Here is a 19,586-nt window from a genome sequence, read left to right on the forward strand (position 1 = left end):
TGCGGCGCGCCTTTCGGTGCAAAGGGGCAGAGCGATGGCGGCAAAAGTGATCGAGGCGATTCGCGGGCTGGAGCGCGACCGCTTTCGCGCGATGGTCGATGGCAATGGTGAACTGCTCGACGCACTGCTGTCGGACAGTGTCGTCTACGTCCATACCAACGGCAAGCGGGAGTCGAAACAGCAGTTCATCGACGCCATCACGGCGGGCCGTCGCCGTTACCGGCAGATCGAAATCCAGTCGCAGGACGTCCTGACCGTGGGCAACGAGGCCTGCGTCGTCACGGGCCGCGCGCTGATCGAGATGGAAGCGAACAGCGGCGCGCTGCTTTTCCCGATCGCCTATACCGCCATCCAGACGCAGGAAGCCGGACACTGGCGGCTGATCGCCTGGCAGGCGACGCGTTGCGCAATCGAGTGAAACCGGTCGGTTTCCCCCCATCACGAGGCAGCCTTGTGAGCCGCCTGGGCGCATGACGCACGGCGTTGCGCCATGTTTCGACGCTTCACCACCTGATGTGCCGTCCTGAATCTGACGGCGGAGTCACTTTTTCGCGGCGTCCCTTCAAATCGCCCCGTCAGGCCGCCACGCGCCGGTCCACCGGCGCCCACACCGCACGATTGACACCGCTGACCACCGCATCGACGACGGCGGTTGCTTCATCGTCGCTCACGCCGACGCCGTAGCGCACCGCCTGTCCGCCGACGCGGCAGCCCACGAACGCGGCGACACGTCCGTCCGTCGTTCGCTGGATTTCACACGACGTGATCTCGACCGGCTGACCGGCCACCGACGTCATGGCCTGCGCCACCGCATGCGCGTGCGAACCGGCGCCGCTTTCCGCGCCGGCGGGTGCCGCGACGCTGATGTCGCGGTTTTCCCAGCGCACGGACGTCGCGCTGACACGCGCGGCCGGCCCACGGGTTTCGAAGTACTCGCGCGTGAAGAGCGCGCAGATCGCGTCACCGGTGATTTCCTCGCCGGACTGATCCGCGACCGCCTGGACCGCGTGGCTGAACTCGATCTGCACGCGACGCGGCGGCGTGAAGCCCATGCCGCGCTCCAGCAGATAGGTCGAACCACCCTTGCCGGACTGGCTGTTCACGCGGATGACCGCGTCGTAGCTGCGGCCGAGGTCGGCCGGATCGACTGGCAGATATGGCACCTCCCAGACGGCATCGGGCGACTGCTGCGCGAAACCCTTGCGGATCGCGTCCTGATGCGAGCCGGAGAACGCCGTGAACACGAGGTCGCCGGCATACGGATGGCGCGGATGCACCGGAATCTGGTTGCAGCGCTCGACGACACGGCGCACCGCGTCGATATCGGAGAAATCGAGTTCCGGATCGACGCCCTGCGTGTAGAGATTCATCGCGAGCGTGACGATGTCGACGTTGCCGGTGCGCTCGCCGTTGCCGAAGAGGCAGCCTTCGACGCGATCCGCGCCCGCCATCAACGCCAGTTCGGTGGCGGCGACGGCCGTGCCGCGGTCGTTGTGTGGATGCACCGACAGCACGATGCTGTCGCGATAGCCGAGATTGCGGTCCATCCATTCGACCTGGTCGGCGAACACGTTCGGTGTCGCCGCCTCGACGGTGGCCGGGAGATTTACGATCATCTTGTGATCGCGCGTCGGACGCCACGTCTGCGCGACCGCGTCGCACACTTCGCGCGCGAAGGTGAGCTCGGTCATGCTGAACGTTTCCGGCGAGTACTGGTAGATCCAGTGCGTCTGCGGACGGGCGTCGGCGTATTGCCGGATGATCCGCGTGCCGTCCACGGCCAGCGCCTTCACCTCGTCTTTCGACTGGTTGAACACGATCTTGCGGAACGACGGCGCGATCGCGTTGTACAGATGCACGATCGCGCGCGGCACGCCCTCGAGCGCCTCGAACGTGCGCGCGATCAGTTCTTCGCGCGACTGCACGAGCACTTCGATCGTCACGTCGTCGGGAATGCGCTTTTCATCGATGAGCTTGCGAACGAAATCGAAGTCAGTCTGCGAAGCCGACGGAAAGCCGACTTCGATTTCCTTGAAGCCGATGGCGACCAGCGTCTCGAAGAATTCGAGCTTTTGCGCGATGCTCATCGGTTCGATCAGCGACTGGTTGCCGTCGCGCAGATCGGTGCTCATCCAGACCGGCGCGCGCTCGATCGTGCGGCTCGGCCACTTGCGGCCCGTCAGACGGACGGTGGGAAAAGGGCGGTATTTCTCAGCGGGATTGCGCAACATGGTGAGCCTCGTTCGTGGTGTTGTGTTCGTGTGCGTGTCTGCGTGCAAAAAGACTGGGCGACGGCCGGCGGGCGGCTAGCGGCAGCAACGAACGGGCGCGAACGAAGAGGGTCATCGCGATGATGACGCTGTTGACGGTGATGGCTTGTGCCCATGCAACGTGCATTTTGACCTCGCGATTCATCCGCTGGATAAACGGACGAACACTGACGACAGGTTGTAAGAGGAACTGCGGATCTGGGGTAAAACGGACTGCGGAACTGCTGGAGGACCGCGCGCTGAAGCTGGATGCGCGGCGCTACGCCTGACTTACGCTAGACGTAGCGATAGAAGCCGCGGTAGGCGGCTGAGGGTAATTCGGAGGGTGTTCGGAAGGTAACGCATCCGGTGACTGTATGTCAGCACGCAGGAATCTGTCAACCGGCGATCTTCCGGCTGATCTTCCAGCGACAGGTCGAACGGCGCGGCGAACCGTGCATGAACGGGCCCGCCGCCGCGCCAGACAGGGTCAGGCGGCGCGTTTCGCGATTCCGGCGATCAGTTCGACCTGGCGGCTGATCGCCTGCGGAACTGGCACCTCGCCGCGCATGGCGGCCTGGATCCATGCCGCCGTGGTCGCTGCGTCGCGGGTTTCTGGCAGCGGCACTTCGTGCGCGTCCGGCGACGAGCGCTCAGCCGCGACAACTGTTTCGCATGCGCCGTCGTGCAGCCAGTCGATCTGCACTTGACGCCGTGTATCGGCGACCGCCTCGCCTTCCGTGCCGCGTGCGAGCAGCGCGCCGCCAATGGCCGCATCCGGATGCGCCGCGAACAGCTGGGTGAGGCTTTCGCGGTACGGCGGATGCGTGTAGTTCACGAGGCGCAGCCCGCGCGGCTCGAACGGCTGCAGGAGCTTGACGAGCGTATGCGTCGAATTGCGCACGCCCATCCGCCGGCGCAGCGCGAGCAGGCGCGCGAGCTTCGGCGCGAGCGTCGCAACCGGCGAGAACGCGAGGCGGCGCGCGGCGAGTGTGTCTTCGATGTCCGCGCGGCTTTGCGCATGATCGACACCCAGGTGCGTGAAAATTTCCGCGCTCGTCACGCGGCCCGGATCGTCAGTGACGCCGTGTACCAGCACCGGCACGCCTTCGCGGGCGAGCAGCAGCGCCAGCAGCGGCACGAGATTCGCCTGTTTGCGCGCGCCGTTGTAGCTGGGGATCGATACGGCCTGATACGCATCGTGCGTCACGCGCACCGGCTCGAACGAAGCATGCGCGGCCGCCAGCATCGCCGCCAGCTCGTCCGCGCTCTCGCCTTTCACGCGGTACGCCAGCAGCACCGCGCCAAGCTCCAGATCGGACACGCGGCCGTCGAGCATCGCGCTGTACAGCGTATGCGTGTCCTCGGCGGAGAGCGCACGGGCGCCGTGCGGCCCGCGGCCGATTTCCTTGATGAAGCGGGCGCAGGAGAGCGTGTCGGAGGCGTTAGCGGATTCGGCGGATTCGGTCATCGGATGGGGCGGGTGCGGATGTGTCGGTGGTGCGGGCGAGCCGCGCGTACGACCCGGTTATCGGGAAACCGGCGCTCACGGCAGGCCAGCGGGACGGTCAAGGCCTCCAGTATCGCATCTGTCGCGATCCGGCAAAGTGACGGCTGCGCGTTACACTTGGCGTTTCGTCGCCGCCTCGGGCGGCCTTCCTCAGAAAACGGAGAACGGGATGAGTTACGTGTTTGCGCCGGCGCCGGTTGTCGCGGTGCCTGTTGTCGGAGTGAGCGAGCAGTTTGCGGTGCGCCGGATTTATTGCGTGGGCCGCAATTACGCGGCGCATGCGCGCGAGATGGGACACGATCCCGACCGCGAGCCGCCGTTTTTCTTCTGCAAGCCGGCCGACGCCGTCGTGTATGTCGCGCCCGGTGAAACCGGCCGCTTCCCGTATCCGTCGCTCTCGAACAACGTGCACTTCGAGATGGAACTCGTCGCGGCGATCGGCAAGGCGGGCAAGGACATCCCCGCTGGGCGCGCGCTCGAACACGTCTACGGCTATGCACTCGGGCTCGATATGACGCGCCGCGACCTGCAGGCCGAAGCGAAAAAGCTCGGCCGCCCCTGGGATACCGCGAAGGGTTTCGATCATTCGGCGCCGCTCGGTCCGATCCACCCGGCCGCGAAGGTCGGACACATCGACAAGGGCGCGATCTGGCTCACCGTCGACGGTGAGGAAAAGCAGCGCTCGGACGTGTCGGACCTGATCTGGTCGATTCCGGACACGATCGCGTATCTGTCGACGCTCTTCGAACTGCAACCCGGCGATCTGATCTTCACGGGCACGCCGGAAGGTGTCGGCGCGGTGGTGAAGGGCCAGGTGATGAAGGGCGGCGTCGACGGGCTGGGCGATTTCAGCGTGCGCGTTGCCTGAGCGCACCGGACGGAGGAGACACGTCGAATGAAGCTCTACAGTTATTTTCGTAGCTCGGCGGCCTGGCGCGTGCGGATCGCGCTGAATCTGAAGAACCTGCGGTACGAGTGCGTGCCGGTTCATCTGTTGCGCGATGGCGGCGAGCAGTTGAAGCCCGAGTACCGCCGCCTGAATCCGGAGGCGATCCTGCCGACGCTCGTCGACGGTGACGACGTGTTCACGCAGTCGCTCGCGATCATCGAGTGGCTCGACGAAACGCATCCTGAGCCGCCGTTGCTGCCGGCCACGCCGCGCGATCGTGCGTATGTCCGCTCGATCGCGTTGCAGATCGCGTGCGAGATCCATCCGCTCGACAACCTGCGCGTGCTGAAGTATCTGAAGCACACGCTCGCCGTCGGCGACGAAGCGAAGGATGCGTGGTATCGCCACTGGATCGAATCGGGTTTCGCGGCGCTGGAGACGCATCTGGCCGGCGACTCGCGCACCGGCACGCTGTGCTTCGGCGATATGCCGACGCTGGCGGATGCGTGCCTGATTCCGCAGGTGTTCAACGCGCATCGCTTCAAGGTCGACACGGCGCCGTATCCGACGATTCACCGGATCTACGAGCACGCGATGACGCTCGATGCGTTCCAGCGTGCGGCGCCGGGTGCCCAGCCGGACGCGGAGTAGCGCGGACGCCGGCCGCACCCTGCGTGCGTGCAGGATGCAAGAGACAAAAAAGCGTCGAGTGCGATTCATGCACTCGACGCTTTTTTTAGCCAGTTTCGAGGGTGGCGCCGCTTCGAATGGCTAGAAGTCGAGCAGTGCGTCGGAGAATTCCTCGGCGCTGAACGGCTGCAGATCCTCGACTTTTTCGCCGACGCCGATGAAGTAGACCGGCACCGGACGCTGCCGCGCGATCGCGGCCAGAATGCCGCCTTTCGCGGTGCCGTCGAGCTTGGTGACGATGAGGCCGGTCAGGCCGAGCGCGTCGTCGAATGACTTGACCTGCGCGAGCGCGTTCTGGCCGGTGTTCGCGTCGATGACGAGCAGCACTTCGTGCGGCGCGCCGTCCTGCGCCTTGCCGATCACGCGCTTCACCTTGCGCAGTTCTTCCATCAGATGCAGCTGGGTCGGCAGACGGCCGGCCGTGTCGGCCATCAGCACGTCGATCTTGCGCGCGCGCGCGGCGCCGACGGCATCGAAGATCACCGCGGCCGGGTCGCCGCTTTCCTGCGCGACCACCGTCACGTTGTTGCGCTCGCCCCAGATGGCAAGCTGCTCGCGCGCGGCGGCACGGAACGTGTCGCCGGCGGCGAGCAGCACCGACTGGTCGAAACGTTGCAGATGCTTGGCGAGCTTGCCGATGCTCGTCGTCTTGCCCGCGCCGTTCACGCCCGCGATCATCATCACGAGCGGCTGCGCACGGCCCAGCATCAGCGATTTTTCGAGCGGCTTCAGCAGATCGACCAGCAGCGCGCGGAGGGCCGTCTTCACCTGTTGCGGATCGGTCAGCCGTTCGCTGCGGACTTTTTCGCGCAGCGCTTCGAGCAGGAATTCCGTGGCGTCGACCCCCGCGTCGGACATGAGCAGCGCGGTTTCGAGTTCCTCGTACAGGTCTTCGTCGATTTTCGCGCCGACGAAGATGCCCGTCAGGCTCGAACTGGTCTTCGACAGGCCGGTCTTGAGGCGCGTCAGCCAGGATTTCCTCGCGGCCGGTTCGGGCGCGGGCGGCGGGACGATTTCGACGGTTTCGTCGGCGGTTTCATCCTCCGCGGCGGGCGCGGCAGGCGCGACGAAGGCCGACGACGGTGCCGCGACGGGAGCGGCTGCGGTGGCCGGCGCCGCGACGGGTTGCGGCGACTGCGGTGCGGCTGTCGGCGCAGCAGTTGCCACGGAGGCGGGCGCTGGCGACGCGGAAACGGGCACACCTGGCCGATCGACCGGGGTGGGCGACGCGGTGTCAGGGGTGCGGGCCGCAGACGCCGGTTGCGTAGCCGGCGAAGCGATGCGACCGGACGCGGGATCGGCGGGCGGGGCAGCCGGCGAAGGCTGTACCGCCGCCGTGGACGTCTGCGTATCGGCGCGTTGCACTGGTGCATTGGTTGGCACGGGCGCAGTTGCTGGCACGGGCGCCACAGGAGCGACAGGCGCCGAACCAGGCGCCGGCTCGACTGCCGGCGGTGCGCCCGGCGCCTCAGGCGCCTCGACTACCGGCTCTTCCTGCGGCGCGGCATCGGACGTTTTCGAGCCCTTGAATCGTTTGAAAAAGCTGAACATGATCTGGCGTGGTGAGAGCGCGCGCCGATTCCCGCGACGCGGGACCACGCGAAAGCGGCAGGCAGCGTGGCAATGCGGGATGCAAGGCGCTGGAAGCCGCACATTTTATCAGGCGCGCTCTGGCCCGTCGCCGGACGCCGTGCCGAAGCCCCACGGCGCCGGCGCGCCGGTCCACGTGGCGTCCACGCCGAAGCGGCGCGGGCCTGTGGTAACGTTGGCGCTCCGGCCCGCCGTCGCAAACGCGGGCAACTCTCCAGCAAAACGATTTCCGCATGCCCCGACCCTCTCCTTCCCGCGCGCACGGCGCATCTTCAGGCCGCAGCAAGGCGCCGCACGCAATCCGCATCATCGGCGGCGACTGGAAGCGCACGCCGCTGCCAGTGCTCGATCTGGACGGCCTGCGTCCGACACCCGACCGCGTGCGCGAAACCCTGTTCAACTGGCTCGGCCAGCGGCTCGACGGCCTGCGCTGCCTCGATCTCTTCGCCGGCAGCGGCGCGCTCGGTTTCGAGGCGGCGTCGCGCGGCGCGGCGCGCGTGTTGATGGTCGAGCGCAACGGGCGCGCGGCCGCGCAGTTGCGCGCGAATCAGGCGAAACTGGCGGCGCGCGCCATCGAAATCGCCGAAGCCGACGCGCTGCGTCTCGGCGCGAGTCTCGCGCCTGGCTCGTTCGACGTCGTATTCCTCGATCCGCCGTTCGACGCCGACCTGCTTGCCCGCGCGCTGACGCTCGTCGTGCCGCTCGTGAGCGCCGGCGGCTTTCTGTATGTCGAAGCAGGCGATGCGCTCGACATCGCACAGACAGAGGCGCTGGCCGGCTGGAGTATCGTCCGCCAGGGCAAGGCGGGCGCGGTCCACTATCATTTGCTGCAGCGCGAAAATGAGGAATAATGCGCCTTCCATAACAAGCGTTGGACGCCTGCCGTCACGCACGCACCCTGACAGAAGCATTTCACGGGCGCTGAACGGCCCGCTTCAGTGAACAGAGAGGAGAAGTCTCATGGTAGTCGCCGTGTACCCGGGCACATTCGACCCGCTGACGCGCGGTCACGAAGACCTCGTTCGGCGCGCGTCGAGCATTTTCGATACGCTGGTGGTCGGGGTTGCCGACAGCCGTAACAAGAAGCCTTTCTTCACGCTCGAAGAACGTCTCGATATCGCGCACGAAGTGCTGGGCCACTATCCGAACGTGCAGATCATGAGCTTCAAGGGGCTGCTGAAAGACTTCGTCCGCACGAACAATGCGCGCGTGATCGTGCGCGGGCTGCGCGCCGTGTCCGACTTCGAATACGAGTTTCAGATGGCCGGCATGAACCGCTACCTGTTGCCCGACGTCGAAACGATGTTCATGACGCCGTCCGATCAGTATCAGTTCATTTCGGGCACGATCGTCCGCGAAATCGCACAGCTGGGCGGCGACGTCAGCAAGTTCGTTTTTCCGTCAGTGGAAAAATGGCTGCAGGACAAGGTCGCGGCGCTCGATGCGGAGCCGGGCCAGGCAGCGCAGCCGTAAGCGGCGTAAACTGGCGGCTGGCGGAATGATTGCTGGCCCGTTGCCGGCGCGAAGTGAGAAGAAGCATGGCCCTGATGATTACCGACGAGTGCATCAACTGCGACGTGTGCGAGCCCGAGTGCCCGAACGACGCAATCTCGATGGGCCCGGAAATCTATGTGATCGACCCGAAGAAATGCACCGAATGCGTCGGACATTTCGACGAACCGCAATGCGTGCAGGTCTGCCCTGTGGAATGCATTCCACGCGATCCGCAACACGCCGAAACGCCCGATGGCCTGATGGCGAAGTATCACGCGCTGATGGCCGCAAAGGTGCAGTAACGCCTCCCGGCAAGGTTGGCGCAAGAACATGAAAACGGGCGATTTTGCCCGTTTTTTTTCGTCCTCGGCGCACCCCAACCTACGCCACGCCACCCCTGATGACATCGCGCAGCGCGTCGAGCAACGCATCGCACTCGGCATCGGTGCCGATGGAAATGCGCAGATGCTGATCGATGCGAGGTGCGTTGAAATGACGCACGAAAATCGCTTTCTCGCGAAGACGGGCGGCGAGCGCCGCCGCCTCATGGCCTTCATGCCGCGCGAACACGAAATTCGCCGCTGACGGCACCACTTCGAATCCCAGCGCGGTAAGCCCGGCGGACAGCCGCTCGCGGCTCGCGATCACCCTGGCGCAACTGTCGCGGAACCACGCATCGTCTTCGTACGCGGCAGTCGCGGCGGCCTGCGCCAGCCGGTCGAGCGGATACGAGTTGAAGCTGTCCTTCACGCGATTGAGCGCGTCGATCAACGCGGCGTCGCCGAACGCGAAGCCCACGCGCATGCCGGCGAGCGAGCGCGCCTTCGAAGCCGTATGGACGACCAGCAGATTCGGATAGCGGTCGATCAGGCCGATCGCCGATTCCGCGCCGAAATCGACATACGCTTCGTCGACGACCACGACGGATTCCGTGTTTCGCTCGAGCAACCGCTCGATATCGGCGAGCGGCAGGGCGCGGCCAGTCGGTGCGTTCGGATTCGGAAACAGCACGCCGCCGTTGGGCGCCGCATAGTCGTCGAGGCGGATCGCGAACGCTTCGTCGAGCGCGATGGTGTGGTATTCGACGTCGTAAAGACGCGCGTACGTCGGATAGAAGCTGTACGTGATGTCGGGGAAGAGCACCGGATGCCCGTGCTTCAGCAACGCCTGGAAGACGTGAGCGAGCACTTCGTCCGAACCGTTGCCGACGAACACCTGCTCCGCATGAATGCCGTGATACTTCGCGACCGTTTCGCGCAACCTGAGCGCGGTCGGGTCGGGATAGCGGCGCAGCGTATCGGCCGTCTCGCCGAGTTCGTGACGAATCGCATCGAGCACGCGCGGCGACGGCGGATAGGGATTCTCGTTGGTGTTCAGCTTCACCGGGTTCGCGTGTACGGGTTGCTCACCCGGCACGTACGGCTTCAACCGGTGAACGATGGCGCTCCAGAAACGGCTCAAGACGCGGCTCCTTTGGCTGTTGTTCGAGTGGACGTGCCGATGATGGAATCGACGGCCTACGGCTGCGCGTTCCGGTGCAACTGCATCATCGCGCGTTCGAGCTCGCCTTTGACGATCACCGGCATCACCGCGAGCGCGCGCTCGATCGACGCATCGATCACGTCCTGCTCCTCGCGACGCGGCGGCTTCAGCACGAAGTTCGCGACATCGGGTTTCGCGCCGGCGCGCGCGCTTTCGGGAATCAGGTCGCGCGGATGGCCAATGCCGATCCGCAGCCGCCAGTATTGCTGCGACGACAGATGGGCGGTGATGTCCTTCAGTCCGTTGTGACCGCCGCTACCGCCGCCCAGCTTCAGCTTCACGGCACCCGGCGACATGTCGAGCTCATCGTGCGCGACGAGAATCTCATCGGGCAGGATCTTGAAGAACTGCGCCACGGCGACGACCGACTGCCCCGAGCGGTTCATATACGTCTGCGGTTCGAGCAGATGTACTTCCTCGCCATGCAGCCGCGCCTTCGCGTAAAAACCGTGAAAGCGCCGCTCGTCGCGCAGCGTGGTACCCGCTTCGCGCGCGAGCTGGTCGACCAGCCAGAAGCCGGCATTGTGACGGGTCGCGGTATATTCGGCGCCCGGATTGCCGAGCCCGACGATCAGCTTGATCATGATTCGATGATTGTCCCGTTACCCACCTGACGGGGGCACGAAAAAAGCCGAAAAAAAACCCGCCGGGGCGAACCGCGGCGGGTCACGTCGACCGTCTCAATGAAACGGATCGAGAGGATTTGTTCGCTTCCCGTGCGATCAGGCAGCCGGCTTGTCGCCTTCGCCTTCAGCTGCAGCACCCGAAGCGGCTTCGTCAGCGACGGCGCCAGCCGGGATCGTCGCCGAAGCGATGACCGGGTTTTCTGCTTCAACGTGTGCGACCAGCGAGACGCCGTTCGGCAGCACGATGTCCTTCGCGTGCATCGTCTGGCCGGCTTCGATCTTCGCCAGGTCGACTTCGAGGAATTCCGGCAGCACCGACGGCAGGCACTCGATTTCGATTTCGTTCAGAACGTGCGAGATCACCGCGCTCGACAGCTTCACTGCCGGGTTGCTTTCCTGGTTCATGAAGTGCAGCGGCACCCTGGTGTGCAGCTTCTTCTTCGCGTCGACGCGCTGGAAGTCCACGTGCAGCACGAGCTGACGGAACGGGTGGTATTGCACGTCGCGCAGCAGAACCTGTTGCGACTTGCCGGCCACTTCCAGATCGAGGATCGACGAGTGGAAAACTTCTTTCTTCAGCGCGTGCCACAGCGCGTTGTGATCGAGTTCGATCAGTTGCGGTTGAGCCTCAGCGCCATATACGATTCCCGGCGTCTTGCCGGTAATACGCAGGCGGCGGCTCGCACCCGTACCTTGCAGACTACGCTCGAAAGCGACTACTTTCATCTTGATTCTCCAATGCACTGCCCGCGACCAGGCAGTAAAAACGGGGCCTTCACGCTTTAAGCGCAGGCCCCAGAAGCGACGGCACGAACCTTCGTCCGTTCATGCCGATTGTGCCAAAGCGCAGCATCGTGCCGCACCTTCGCAAATTCCTGACTATTCCGCGAACAGCGACATCACCGAGTCGCCGCGACGGATACGCGAGAACGTTTCGGCGAGCAGGCCAGCGCTCGTCAGTGAACGGATCTTCGCGCAGGAGCGGGCCTCTTCGCCCAGCGGAATCGTGTCGGTGACGACGAGTTCGTCGAGCGCCGAAGCGGCGATACGCTCGCCCGCGCCACCCGACAGCACCGGGTGTGTCGCGTAGGCGAAAACCTGCATCGCGCCGCGTTCCTTCAGCACCTGCGCTGCCTTGCAGAGCGTGCCGGCGGTGTCGACCATGTCGTCCATGATCACGCACGTACGACCTTCGACTTCGCCGATGATGTTCATCACTTCGGCAACATTCGCCTTCGGACGGCGCTTGTCGATGATCGCGAGATCGCAGTTCAACTGCTTCGCAAGCGCACGTGCGCGCACCACGCCGCCAACGTCCGGCGAAACGACCAGCAGGTTCTCGTAGTTCTGCTTGCGCAGATCGCCGAGCAGCACGGGCGTTGCATAGATGTTGTCGACGGGAATATCGAAGAAGCCCTGAATCTGGTCGGCGTGCAGATCCATCGTGATGATCCGCTCGACGCCGGCGATTTCCAGCATGTTCGCCACGACCTTCGCCGAGATGGCGACGCGCGCCGAACGCGGGCGTCGATCCTGACGGGCATAGCCGAAATAGGGGATGGCTGCGGTGATCCGGCCAGCGGATGCGCGCTTCAACGCATCGACCATGATCATCAGTTCCATCAGGTTGTCGTTCGTCGGTGCGCACGTGGACTGCAGGACGAAGACATCCTTGCCGCGAACGTTTTCCTGAATCTCGACCTGGATTTCACCGTCCGAGAAACGGCTGGCCATGGCCTTGCCGAGGGGAATACCGAGGATCTTGACGACTTCCTGTGCAAGCGCGGGATTCGCGTTGCCAGTAAAAACCATCAGGCCGTCATGGCTGCTCATCGTGCACCTGTTTCAGGCTGGGAGGGCGAGAGAATGCGAGAATTTTGGCAGGGGAGGAAGGAGTCGAACCTTCGAATGCCGGAATCAAAATCCGGTGCCTTAACCAACTTGGCGACTCCCCTACACTAACTTTGAGCGCCGCCGGATGTGGAGAACCACCCGACGATGCAAAACCTTATGCCGCGAAAGCAAAGAGTGGATGTGAATCCAGGCTTGCGGTTACTGCGCTGTTCCATCCGGCTGGCAGTCTGGCTTGCGCCGCTTCTGCTTCACCGCGATCACGAAACGCTGCAAAAACACTCGCGCCCGATCCGGTCATCCGCGCCGGTGCGATGTTATCGAACCATCTCAGCACCCGCGCAACTTCCGCGTATTTTCCCACGACAACTGGCTGCATGTCATTCCGGCCAAAACTGTCAGGCCATTCTGGGCTGCAACTTTGCTGTGCAAGAAAGTCCGTAATTGTGCGGGGTTCCGTGTCTCTTGTCAACGATTTATCGGAAAAAATCGCTGCGGTCGGGACGTGAACCTTGGGCGTCACAACGAGGAAATAACGCGGCGGCAATTGTACAACCTGGAGCGCCTCTCCGACACCCTCTGCGAACGCATTTTTTCCGAAGACGAAAAAAGGCACGTCCGCGCCGAGCTTCAGGGCGAGCGCCTGCAGTTCGGTGCGCGGCAATTCGAGCTTCCACAGCCGGTTGAGCGCCAGCAGCGTGGTCGCGGCGTCCGAGCTGCCGCCGCCGAGCCCCGCGCCCATCGGCAGGCGCTTGTCGATCTCGATGTCGACGCCCGCGCCCGTGCCCGTGTGCGCCTTCAGAAGCGTCGCGGCACGCACGGTCAGATCGTGTTCCGCGGGGACGTCGGCGATTTCCGTGACGCGTGTGATGCGGCCGTCGGTGCGCAGCGTGAAGTGCAGCGTGTCGCCCCAGTCGAGCAGCTGAAATACCGTCTGCAGCGCGTGATAGCCGTCGGGGCGGCGTCCGTTGATGTGCAGGAAGAGGTTGAGCTTCGCGGGTGCGAGGCAGTCGCGCAGCGCGTTGTTTGTTTCGATCATGAATTCGGTGAAATACGGAGCTTACTGGTCCAGCACGAGCTTGATGTCGAGCGGCGGGGTCTCGCGGCTCAGATTGACGCGCTTCACGCCGGTGGCGGGCGCGTCGGCGTAGGCGAGGTAGTCGATCGTCCAGCCGTCCTGCTGGATCTGCTTCAGATGCGTTTCCTGCTGCGGATCGGTTACCGTTTTCGCCCGCGAAGTGGGCGCCGCCGACGGCTGCAGCCAGTAGCGCAGCCCTTCGACCGGCAGCGCGAAACCGAGCGCATTCTGCATCAGCGTGGAGACGTTGTCAGCGGTCAGCGGCTGGCGGTTCGGCAGTTCGAGCGTGGCCGAAGCCGGCGACGACGTGATGATCGCAAGCGTCTGCCCGAGCGGATTGCGCAGCTGAAGGTTCACGGTGTCGCCGGTTTCCTGCCACTGGAAGTTGCCGTAAGCGTTGCGCTGCTGGCCGTTCTGGTCGTTGTACTGCACGGCAAAGCGGCCGTGATACTCACGCGTGGTCTGCGCGGTAACGGCCGTGGCGGCGTTCGACGTGGACGGGCCTTCCGGCTTGACGGACGCACAGCCCGCGAGCACCACGAGGGCAGCAGCCGCGAGACCCAGCGCCGCGCGACGCGGCGCCGTCGCCGGACGGACAAGACTGGGCATGCGCATCAGAGATCGTTCACCTGGAAACGTTGAAGCGTTTTGACCAGGGTGTCATTGTCGGGTTCGAGCTTGCGGGCCTGGCGCCAGGCGTCGCGCGCCTGATCCTGATTGCCGTTTTTCCACAGCACTTCGCCCAGATGCGCGCCGATTTCGGCGTTCGGCTGCAGATCGTATGCCTTGCGCAGCATCTTGATCGCATCCGACGTATCACCAAGGCGATATTTCACCCAGCCGACGCTGTCCATGATGAACGCGTCGTCCGGCGCGAGCGATGCGGCCTTCTCGATCAGCTTGTCGGCTTCCTGAAGGCGCTGGTTGCGGTCCGCGAGCGAATAGCCGAGTGCGTTGTACGCCTGCGGATTGTCCGGCTGCGTCTGCATCAGCTTGCGCAACTGCGTTTCCATCACGTCGTAATGGCCGGTTTTTTCCGCGGCCATTGCGTAGTCGTACGAGACATCCGGATCGTCGGGGAATTCCGAACTGGCCTGGGCGAGGCGTGACTCGGCTTCGGGGTAGCGCTTCGCGTCGAACAGGATCGCCGCGTCGGTGCGCGCGATCAGCGACTGGTCACGCGGATCGGGCGACTGCAGGGCCGCGAGCAGCTTGCGCGCGTCGTCGGGCTTGCCCTGCTTTTCGAGCAGCTGGGCCCGCGTGATCTGCGCCGGGATGTACTGCTGGCTGGACGGCTGGATGCGGTTGAGCCAGTCGCTGGCGGCGGTTTCGTCTTTCTGTTCGAGCGACAGTTGCGCGAGATAGATGTACGCCTGACCCGCATCGGCGCCCGGCGTCTTTTCGGCCTGCTTCGCGTATTGCTTCAGATATGTCTGCGCATCGGCGAAATTTTTCTGCTGGATCCTGATCAGCGCGAGCGCCATCAGCGGCGTCAGGTCGTTCGGGTTGTCCTGACGCATGACTTCGAACTGCTTCTGCGCGTCGTCGAGGCGATCGCTTGCCAGATACATCTGCGCGAGCGCGAGACGCGCGTCGTGCGATTTCGGATTCTGCCGCAGATAATTTTCGAGCGAGGCGATGCCTTCCTTGCGCTCTTCCGGACCCATCTGCGACAGCGTCAGCGCGGCCGGCAGATAGTCGGGCTTCAGCGCCAGCGCCTGTTCAAGCGATTTGCGCGCGCCCGGTGCGTCGTCGCAGAGAATCTGCTGCCGGGCAATGGCAAGCTGCGTTTCCGGACGGTTCTGGTCGTCCTTCAGCAGATCCTGCAGCACGTGCAGGCCGCCGATGCGATTGGGGCCGCGCGAAAGCAGCTGCTGCAGCGCGAGGATCGCGTTGCCGCGAATGTCGACCGGAACCTTTGCCAGTTCTTTCGCGAGGATCGGCGAGGCTTCGTCAGGCTTGCCGGAAAGCACGAGCAGCGACGCGTCGAGTTGCGCCGCGCGCTCCGAACCCGGCGCATACTGCTGCCACAATTGCGCGGCGGCGAGTGCATCGGCCGGGCTCTGTGCGCCAAGCGCGATTTCGGTTGCGCGCTGTGCCATGCGCGGGTCGTGCGTGTCGCGTGCGAGCGCGAGGTACGTCTGGTAGGCGGGCGCCGGCTGGTTTCGCTGTAACGCGACTTCAGCCGCAAGCACCTGGAAGACGATCTGGCTGGACAGCGCGACATCCGGCAGATTCTTCTGCTCTTCCGCCGAGGGTTGCCCCAGCGCGTCCTGCACTGTAAGGGAACTGTCGTCGGAATCCGTCGACGGATCCTGCGCGTGCGCAGGCAGCGCGACGAGCGCCCACGCGGCGACAACCGCCGCGCCGAGCATCCGCTGGACTGAGACAGTGCGCGGCACACGGGTCACGATGGCCGGGCGCCGGTAAAACAGCTTCACGAAGGACACGTTCATGGAAATCCGATCAATGTTTCGGTCGATTGTAACGCGCTCGCTACAATAAGCGCACAACCACCCACGCAAGTTGCAGACCAGTTAGACATGCCAGAGTTGCCAGAAGTTGAGGTTACCCGACGGGGAATTGAACCGTATGTGTCCGGACGACGCGTCGAACGTGTCGACGTGCGCACGCCCGCGCTCCGCTGGCCGATTCCGGCCGACCTTGCAAAAACATTGCGGGGCCGCGTGATCCGCAAGGTCGAACGGCGCGGCAAATATCTGCTCTTCGAGCTCGACGAGGGCTGGTTCATCGTGCATCTCGGCATGACGGGCACGCTGCGCGTGCTGCGCAACGTGTCTCATCCGCCGGCCGCGGCGAAGCACGATCATATCGACTGGATTTTCGACGAATTTATCCTGCGCTATCGCGATCCCCGACGCTTCGGCGCCGTGCTGTGGCATCCGCGCGCGGCCGGTGATGTACTCGATCATCCGCTGCTCGCCGGACTCGGCGCCGAGCCGTTCACGCCGGCGTTTTCCGGCGCGCTGATGCACCGGAAAACACGGGGCCGCAAGGTGTCGGTGAAGCAGGTGCTGCTCGCGGGTGAAATCGTGGTCGGCGTGGGTAATATCTACGCTTCCGAGAGCCTTTTTCGCGCGGGCATCCGTCCGACCACGGCCGCTGGCCGCGTTTCGCTCATTCGTTACGAACTGCTCGCGGATGCCGTGCGGCTGACGCTTGCCGCCGCCATCGAGAAAGGCGGCAGCACGTTGCGCGATTTTGTCGGCAGTGATGGGGAAAGCGGTTATTTCCAGCTCGACTATTTCGTCTATGATCGCGCCGGGCTGCCATGCCGCGTCTGCGGCACGCCGATCAGACAGATCGTGCAAGGTCAGCGATCCACTTACTTTTGCCCGACCTGCCAGCGCTGATGTCCACTCTTTCCCTTTCCGTTCCTGCTGCGTTGACCGATTTTTCCGCGCGGCTGATCGCGTGGCAGCGCGTGCATGGCCGTCACGACCTGCCGTGGCAGAACACGCGCGATCCCTATCGCATCTGGCTCTCCGAGATCATGTTGCAGCAGACGCAGGTCTCGACGGTGATCCCGTACTACGAGCGCTTTCTTGGCCGTTTCCCGGATGTCGCCGCGCTAGCCGCCGCGCCGCTCGACGACGTGATGGCGCTGTGGGCCGGCCTCGGTTACTACTCGCGTGCGCGCAATCTGCATCGCTGCGCGCAGACGGTTGTCGAGCAGCATGGCGGCGCATTCCCCGCACCGGTCGAGGCGCTGGCGGAGTTGCCGGGCATCGGCCGCTCGACGGCGGCTGCGATTGCCTCGTTCGCGTTTGGCGCGCGCGCGACGATTCTCGACGGCAACGTGAAGCGGGTGCTTGCGCGCGTGTTCGGCGTCGAAGGATTTCCGGGCGAAAAACGGGTCGAGAACGCGATGTGGACGCTGGCTGAATCGCTGCTGCCTTCAAACGCAAACGACGATGATGTGAGCGCCTACACGCAAGGTCTGATGGATCTTGGCGCCACGCTGTGCGTGCGCGGCAAGCCGGACTGCGTGCGCTGCCCGTTCGCCGCCGACTGCGTGGCGAACGTCACCGGACGCCAGCGCGAGTTGCCGGTTGCGCGTCCAAAGAAAGCGATTCCAACGCGGCGCACGTGGATGCTCGTGCTGCGCGACGGTAACGCGGTGATGCTGGAAAAACGTCCACCGTCGGGAATCTGGGGTGGCTTGTGGAGCCTGCCGGAAGCGTCCGGCGAAGCGGCGCTCGCCGATCGCGCGCAAGGATACGGCGCATCGGGCACCATGATGCCGCTCGCGACACTCACGCATACGTTCACGCATTTCCGTCTGGATATCGAGCCGCGCGTCGTCGAACTGGGTAGTTTGCGGGCGACGCTCGCCAGTGTAGGCGACGACGAAACGGTCTGGGTCGCGCTGCACGAACTCGACGCGTATGGCGTGCCGGCCCCGGTTCGCAGGCTGCTCGATACGATGCAGGGATCGCTGCTTTAGGCGCGCGATGCTATAGCAGTTGATGCTGCTGCATGTAGTGATGCACGACGTCGATCCGTGCGCCGGCGTCCTGTAGTTCCATCAGCTTTTGCCGCGCGCGCAACGCAATCGGCAGTACTTCTGACAGACGGTTCGATACCCACGAAGGATCGTCGAGCCGGAACGGCTCGGCGAACGGCAGGCTGTCGGCGTCGCGCTCGCGGATCGTCGCGATGATGCGCTCCAGCACTTCCGCGCAGGCGCCGAACCGCTCCAGATGCACGGTGCCTTCGAGCGGAATATCGTCGCCGATCGGCTCGGCCATGCCGACCAGCAGCCCGTCCGGTTGCGCACGGTGCGACAGCAGCCGGAAGCGCCGCGTGCCGCGCGCGCGGATCAGCAGCATGCCGAACGATTCCACATCGCATTGCTCGATTTCAGCGAGGCAGCCGATTGATTCAGGCACGGACGGCTCATCGGGCCGCGCCACTTCGCCGCCACTCTTCAGCAAACAGACGCCGAACGGCGTCTTCTCGCGAAGACACTCGCTTGCCATGTCCAGATAACGCGTCTCGAAGATTTTCAGCGGCAGCAGACCGCCGGGAAACAGCACGGTATGCAGCGGAAAAAGCGGCAGATCGGCAAGCACGGCAGGAGTAGTGGACATTGCGCAACGCTCGAAGGTTAAGGCCGCGCGATGCGACCGGTTAAGCCAGTAGCTTCGAAGATTCGCCGACGTCGAGCGGCGCATCGCGGTGCCGCACAATCACATTCGATTCGCCCGAAAGACGCGCGGCGAGCGTCTCGGCGATAAACACGGAGCGATGCTGACCGCCCGTGCAGCCAATCGCGACGGTCAGATAACTGCGGTTGTCGTCGCGGAAATGCGGCAACCACTTCGCGATGAACCCGTGGATGTCGTCGATCATCTGCGTGACGACCGGCAACGCACCCAGAAAGTCGATCACGGGCTTGTCGAGACCCGTGAGCGGACGCAGTTCGCGGTCGTAGTAAGGATTTGGCAGCATGCGCACGTCGAAGACGAAATCGGCATCGAGCGGCACGCCGCGTTTGAAACCGAACGATTCGAACATCAGCGTGAGGCCCGCGCGTTCCTGCTCGATGAAGCGCTTGACCCACGCGCGCAGCACGTTCGCGCGCAGATTGCTGGTGTCGATCTGATGGCCGAACTCGGCGAGATTCGCGACGAGTTCCCGTTCGTTTTCAATGGCTTCTTCGAGCGAACGCAACACGCCAACGTTTGCATCGTGCGACGGCGAACCCGACAGCGGATGACGCCGCCGTGTCTCGGAAAAGCGCTGGATCAGCGATTGCGTGCTCGCGTTCAGAAACAGCACGCGCACGTCGTGTTCACGCGCGAGGTCACGGATCATCTCGGGCATTTCGTCGAGCGAGGCGCTGGAGCGCGCGTCGATCGCGACGGCGAGCCGTTCGTGGCCGTGCTCGCCGAGGTAGGCGGCGAGCGGCGGCAGGAAGCGCGGCGGCAGGTTGTCGACGCAGTAGTACCCCGCGTCTTCGACCGCGTTCAGTGCGACAGACTTGCCGGAGCCGGAAATGCCGGTGATCAGGATAATGCGCATGAGGTCGTGAAATCCGTTC

Annotated in this window: 20 protein-coding genes and 1 tRNA gene; 8 read left to right on the forward strand and 13 right to left on the reverse strand. The window is 64.4% G+C overall.

What is annotated here, in order from left to right; translation table 11 throughout:
- Positions 1 to 34 precede the first annotated feature (34 nt).
- The gene (locus BLV45_RS01000; protein WP_090527676.1) at positions 35 to 418 is read left to right on the forward strand and encodes a nuclear transport factor 2 family protein; all 384 of its coding nucleotides are present in this window, start codon (positions 35 to 37) and stop codon (positions 416 to 418) included.
- Between the two features lie 157 nt (positions 419 to 575).
- On the opposite strand, the gene leuA is transcribed toward BLV45_RS01000, so the two are convergent.
- Together leuA and ybiB are read right to left on the reverse strand one after the other, a co-directional pair.
- Positions 576 to 2,231, reverse strand: coding sequence for a 2-isopropylmalate synthase (gene leuA / locus BLV45_RS01005; RefSeq protein ID WP_090527679.1), 1,656 nt, complete (start codon positions 2,229 to 2,231; stop codon positions 576 to 578).
- Positions 2,232 to 2,739: 508 nt separating this feature from the next.
- On the reverse strand, positions 2,740 to 3,720 hold the full coding sequence (ybiB, locus tag BLV45_RS01010) for a DNA-binding protein YbiB (protein ID WP_090527682.1): 981 nt from the start codon (positions 3,718 to 3,720) through the stop codon (positions 2,740 to 2,742).
- A gap of 208 nt (positions 3,721 to 3,928) precedes the next feature.
- On the opposite strand from ybiB, the gene BLV45_RS01015 reads away from it, so the two are divergent.
- Together BLV45_RS01015 and maiA are read left to right on the forward strand one after the other, a co-directional pair.
- Complete coding sequence (locus BLV45_RS01015) at positions 3,929 to 4,627, forward strand: fumarylacetoacetate hydrolase family protein (RefSeq protein WP_090527684.1); 699 nt, start codon at positions 3,929 to 3,931, stop codon at positions 4,625 to 4,627.
- A gap of 27 nt (positions 4,628 to 4,654) precedes the next feature.
- Positions 4,655 to 5,299, forward strand: coding sequence for a maleylacetoacetate isomerase (gene maiA, locus BLV45_RS01020; RefSeq protein WP_090527687.1), 645 nt, complete (start codon positions 4,655 to 4,657; stop codon positions 5,297 to 5,299).
- Between the two features lie 120 nt (positions 5,300 to 5,419).
- Here the strand turns inward: maiA and ftsY are convergent, their stop codons facing one another.
- The gene (gene ftsY / locus BLV45_RS01025) at positions 5,420 to 6,619 is read right to left on the reverse strand and encodes a signal recognition particle-docking protein FtsY (RefSeq protein WP_407670967.1); all 1,200 of its coding nucleotides are present in this window, start codon (positions 6,617 to 6,619) and stop codon (positions 5,420 to 5,422) included.
- A gap of 542 nt (positions 6,620 to 7,161) precedes the next feature.
- Between ftsY and rsmD the strand changes: the two genes are divergently transcribed.
- From rsmD to BLV45_RS01040, 3 genes are all read left to right on the forward strand, one after another.
- Positions 7,162 to 7,779, forward strand: coding sequence for a 16S rRNA (guanine(966)-N(2))-methyltransferase RsmD (gene rsmD / locus BLV45_RS01030; RefSeq protein WP_090527693.1), 618 nt, complete (start codon positions 7,162 to 7,164; stop codon positions 7,777 to 7,779).
- Positions 7,780 to 7,888: 109 nt separating this feature from the next.
- Entirely contained in the window at positions 7,889 to 8,401 is a 513-nt protein-coding gene (gene coaD / locus BLV45_RS01035) for a pantetheine-phosphate adenylyltransferase (RefSeq protein WP_090527696.1), read from the forward strand.
- Between the two features lie 65 nt (positions 8,402 to 8,466).
- A complete protein-coding gene (locus BLV45_RS01040; RefSeq protein ID WP_090527699.1) occupies positions 8,467 to 8,724 on the forward strand; it encodes a YfhL family 4Fe-4S dicluster ferredoxin in 258 nt (85 codons plus the stop codon).
- 79 nt (positions 8,725 to 8,803) lie between these two features.
- Here the strand turns inward: BLV45_RS01040 and hisC are convergent, their stop codons facing one another.
- From hisC to BLV45_RS01080, 8 genes are all read right to left on the reverse strand, one after another.
- Positions 8,804 to 9,883, reverse strand: a complete 1,080-nt coding sequence (hisC, locus tag BLV45_RS01045; protein WP_090527702.1) for a histidinol-phosphate transaminase — start codon at positions 9,881 to 9,883, stop codon at positions 8,804 to 8,806.
- A gap of 56 nt (positions 9,884 to 9,939) precedes the next feature.
- The gene (gene pth / locus BLV45_RS01050; RefSeq protein WP_090527705.1) at positions 9,940 to 10,548 is read right to left on the reverse strand and encodes an aminoacyl-tRNA hydrolase; all 609 of its coding nucleotides are present in this window, start codon (positions 10,546 to 10,548) and stop codon (positions 9,940 to 9,942) included.
- 138 nt (positions 10,549 to 10,686) lie between these two features.
- Positions 10,687 to 11,316 carry a 50S ribosomal protein L25/general stress protein Ctc gene (locus BLV45_RS01055; protein ID WP_090527708.1) on the reverse strand — a complete coding sequence of 210 codons (630 nt, stop codon included), beginning with the start codon at positions 11,314 to 11,316 and terminating at the stop codon, positions 10,687 to 10,689.
- A gap of 153 nt (positions 11,317 to 11,469) precedes the next feature.
- Positions 11,470 to 12,423: a ribose-phosphate pyrophosphokinase gene (locus BLV45_RS01060; RefSeq protein ID WP_090527711.1), complete on the reverse strand. Its 954-nt coding sequence runs from the start codon at positions 12,421 to 12,423 to the stop codon at positions 11,470 to 11,472.
- A 45-nt stretch (positions 12,424 to 12,468) separates the two neighbouring features.
- Positions 12,469 to 12,545, reverse strand: a tRNA-Gln gene (locus tag BLV45_RS01065).
- A gap of 53 nt (positions 12,546 to 12,598) precedes the next feature.
- Complete coding sequence (ispE, locus tag BLV45_RS01070) at positions 12,599 to 13,480, reverse strand: 4-(cytidine 5'-diphospho)-2-C-methyl-D-erythritol kinase (protein WP_090527713.1); 882 nt, start codon at positions 13,478 to 13,480, stop codon at positions 12,599 to 12,601.
- A gap of 21 nt (positions 13,481 to 13,501) precedes the next feature.
- Entirely contained in the window at positions 13,502 to 14,128 is a 627-nt protein-coding gene (gene lolB / locus BLV45_RS01075; RefSeq protein ID WP_245753090.1) for a lipoprotein insertase outer membrane protein LolB, read from the reverse strand.
- Positions 14,129 to 14,133: 5 nt separating this feature from the next.
- Entirely contained in the window at positions 14,134 to 15,975 is a 1,842-nt protein-coding gene (locus tag BLV45_RS01080; RefSeq protein WP_090527719.1) for a tetratricopeptide repeat protein, read from the reverse strand.
- An 87-nt stretch (positions 15,976 to 16,062) separates the two neighbouring features.
- Between BLV45_RS01080 and mutM the strand changes: the two genes are divergently transcribed.
- Positions 16,063 to 16,893 carry a bifunctional DNA-formamidopyrimidine glycosylase/DNA-(apurinic or apyrimidinic site) lyase gene (gene mutM, locus BLV45_RS01085; RefSeq protein WP_090527722.1) on the forward strand — a complete coding sequence of 277 codons (831 nt, stop codon included), beginning with the start codon at positions 16,063 to 16,065 and terminating at the stop codon, positions 16,891 to 16,893.
- The gene (gene mutY, locus BLV45_RS01090; protein ID WP_176954046.1) at positions 16,893 to 17,987 is read left to right on the forward strand and encodes an A/G-specific adenine glycosylase; all 1,095 of its coding nucleotides are present in this window, start codon (positions 16,893 to 16,895) and stop codon (positions 17,985 to 17,987) included. The genes mutM and mutY overlap by 1 nt, the downstream gene beginning before the upstream one ends.
- A 10-nt stretch (positions 17,988 to 17,997) precedes the next feature.
- Here the strand turns inward: mutY and BLV45_RS01095 are convergent, their stop codons facing one another.
- Both BLV45_RS01095 and rapZ read right to left on the reverse strand, forming a co-directional pair.
- Positions 17,998 to 18,633 (reverse strand): LON peptidase substrate-binding domain-containing protein, encoded by a 636-nt coding sequence (locus BLV45_RS01095; protein ID WP_090527728.1) that lies wholly within the window; start codon positions 18,631 to 18,633, stop codon positions 17,998 to 18,000.
- 40 nt (positions 18,634 to 18,673) lie between these two features.
- Positions 18,674 to 19,567 (reverse strand): RNase adapter RapZ, encoded by an 894-nt coding sequence (gene rapZ / locus BLV45_RS01100; protein WP_090527731.1) that lies wholly within the window; start codon positions 19,565 to 19,567, stop codon positions 18,674 to 18,676.
- Between the last annotated feature and the right edge of the window lie 19 nt (positions 19,568 to 19,586).

Origin of the sequence: Paraburkholderia sartisoli, assembly GCF_900107685.1 — a bacterium.
Lineage (GTDB): Bacteria > Pseudomonadota > Gammaproteobacteria > Burkholderiales > Burkholderiaceae > Paraburkholderia > Paraburkholderia sartisoli.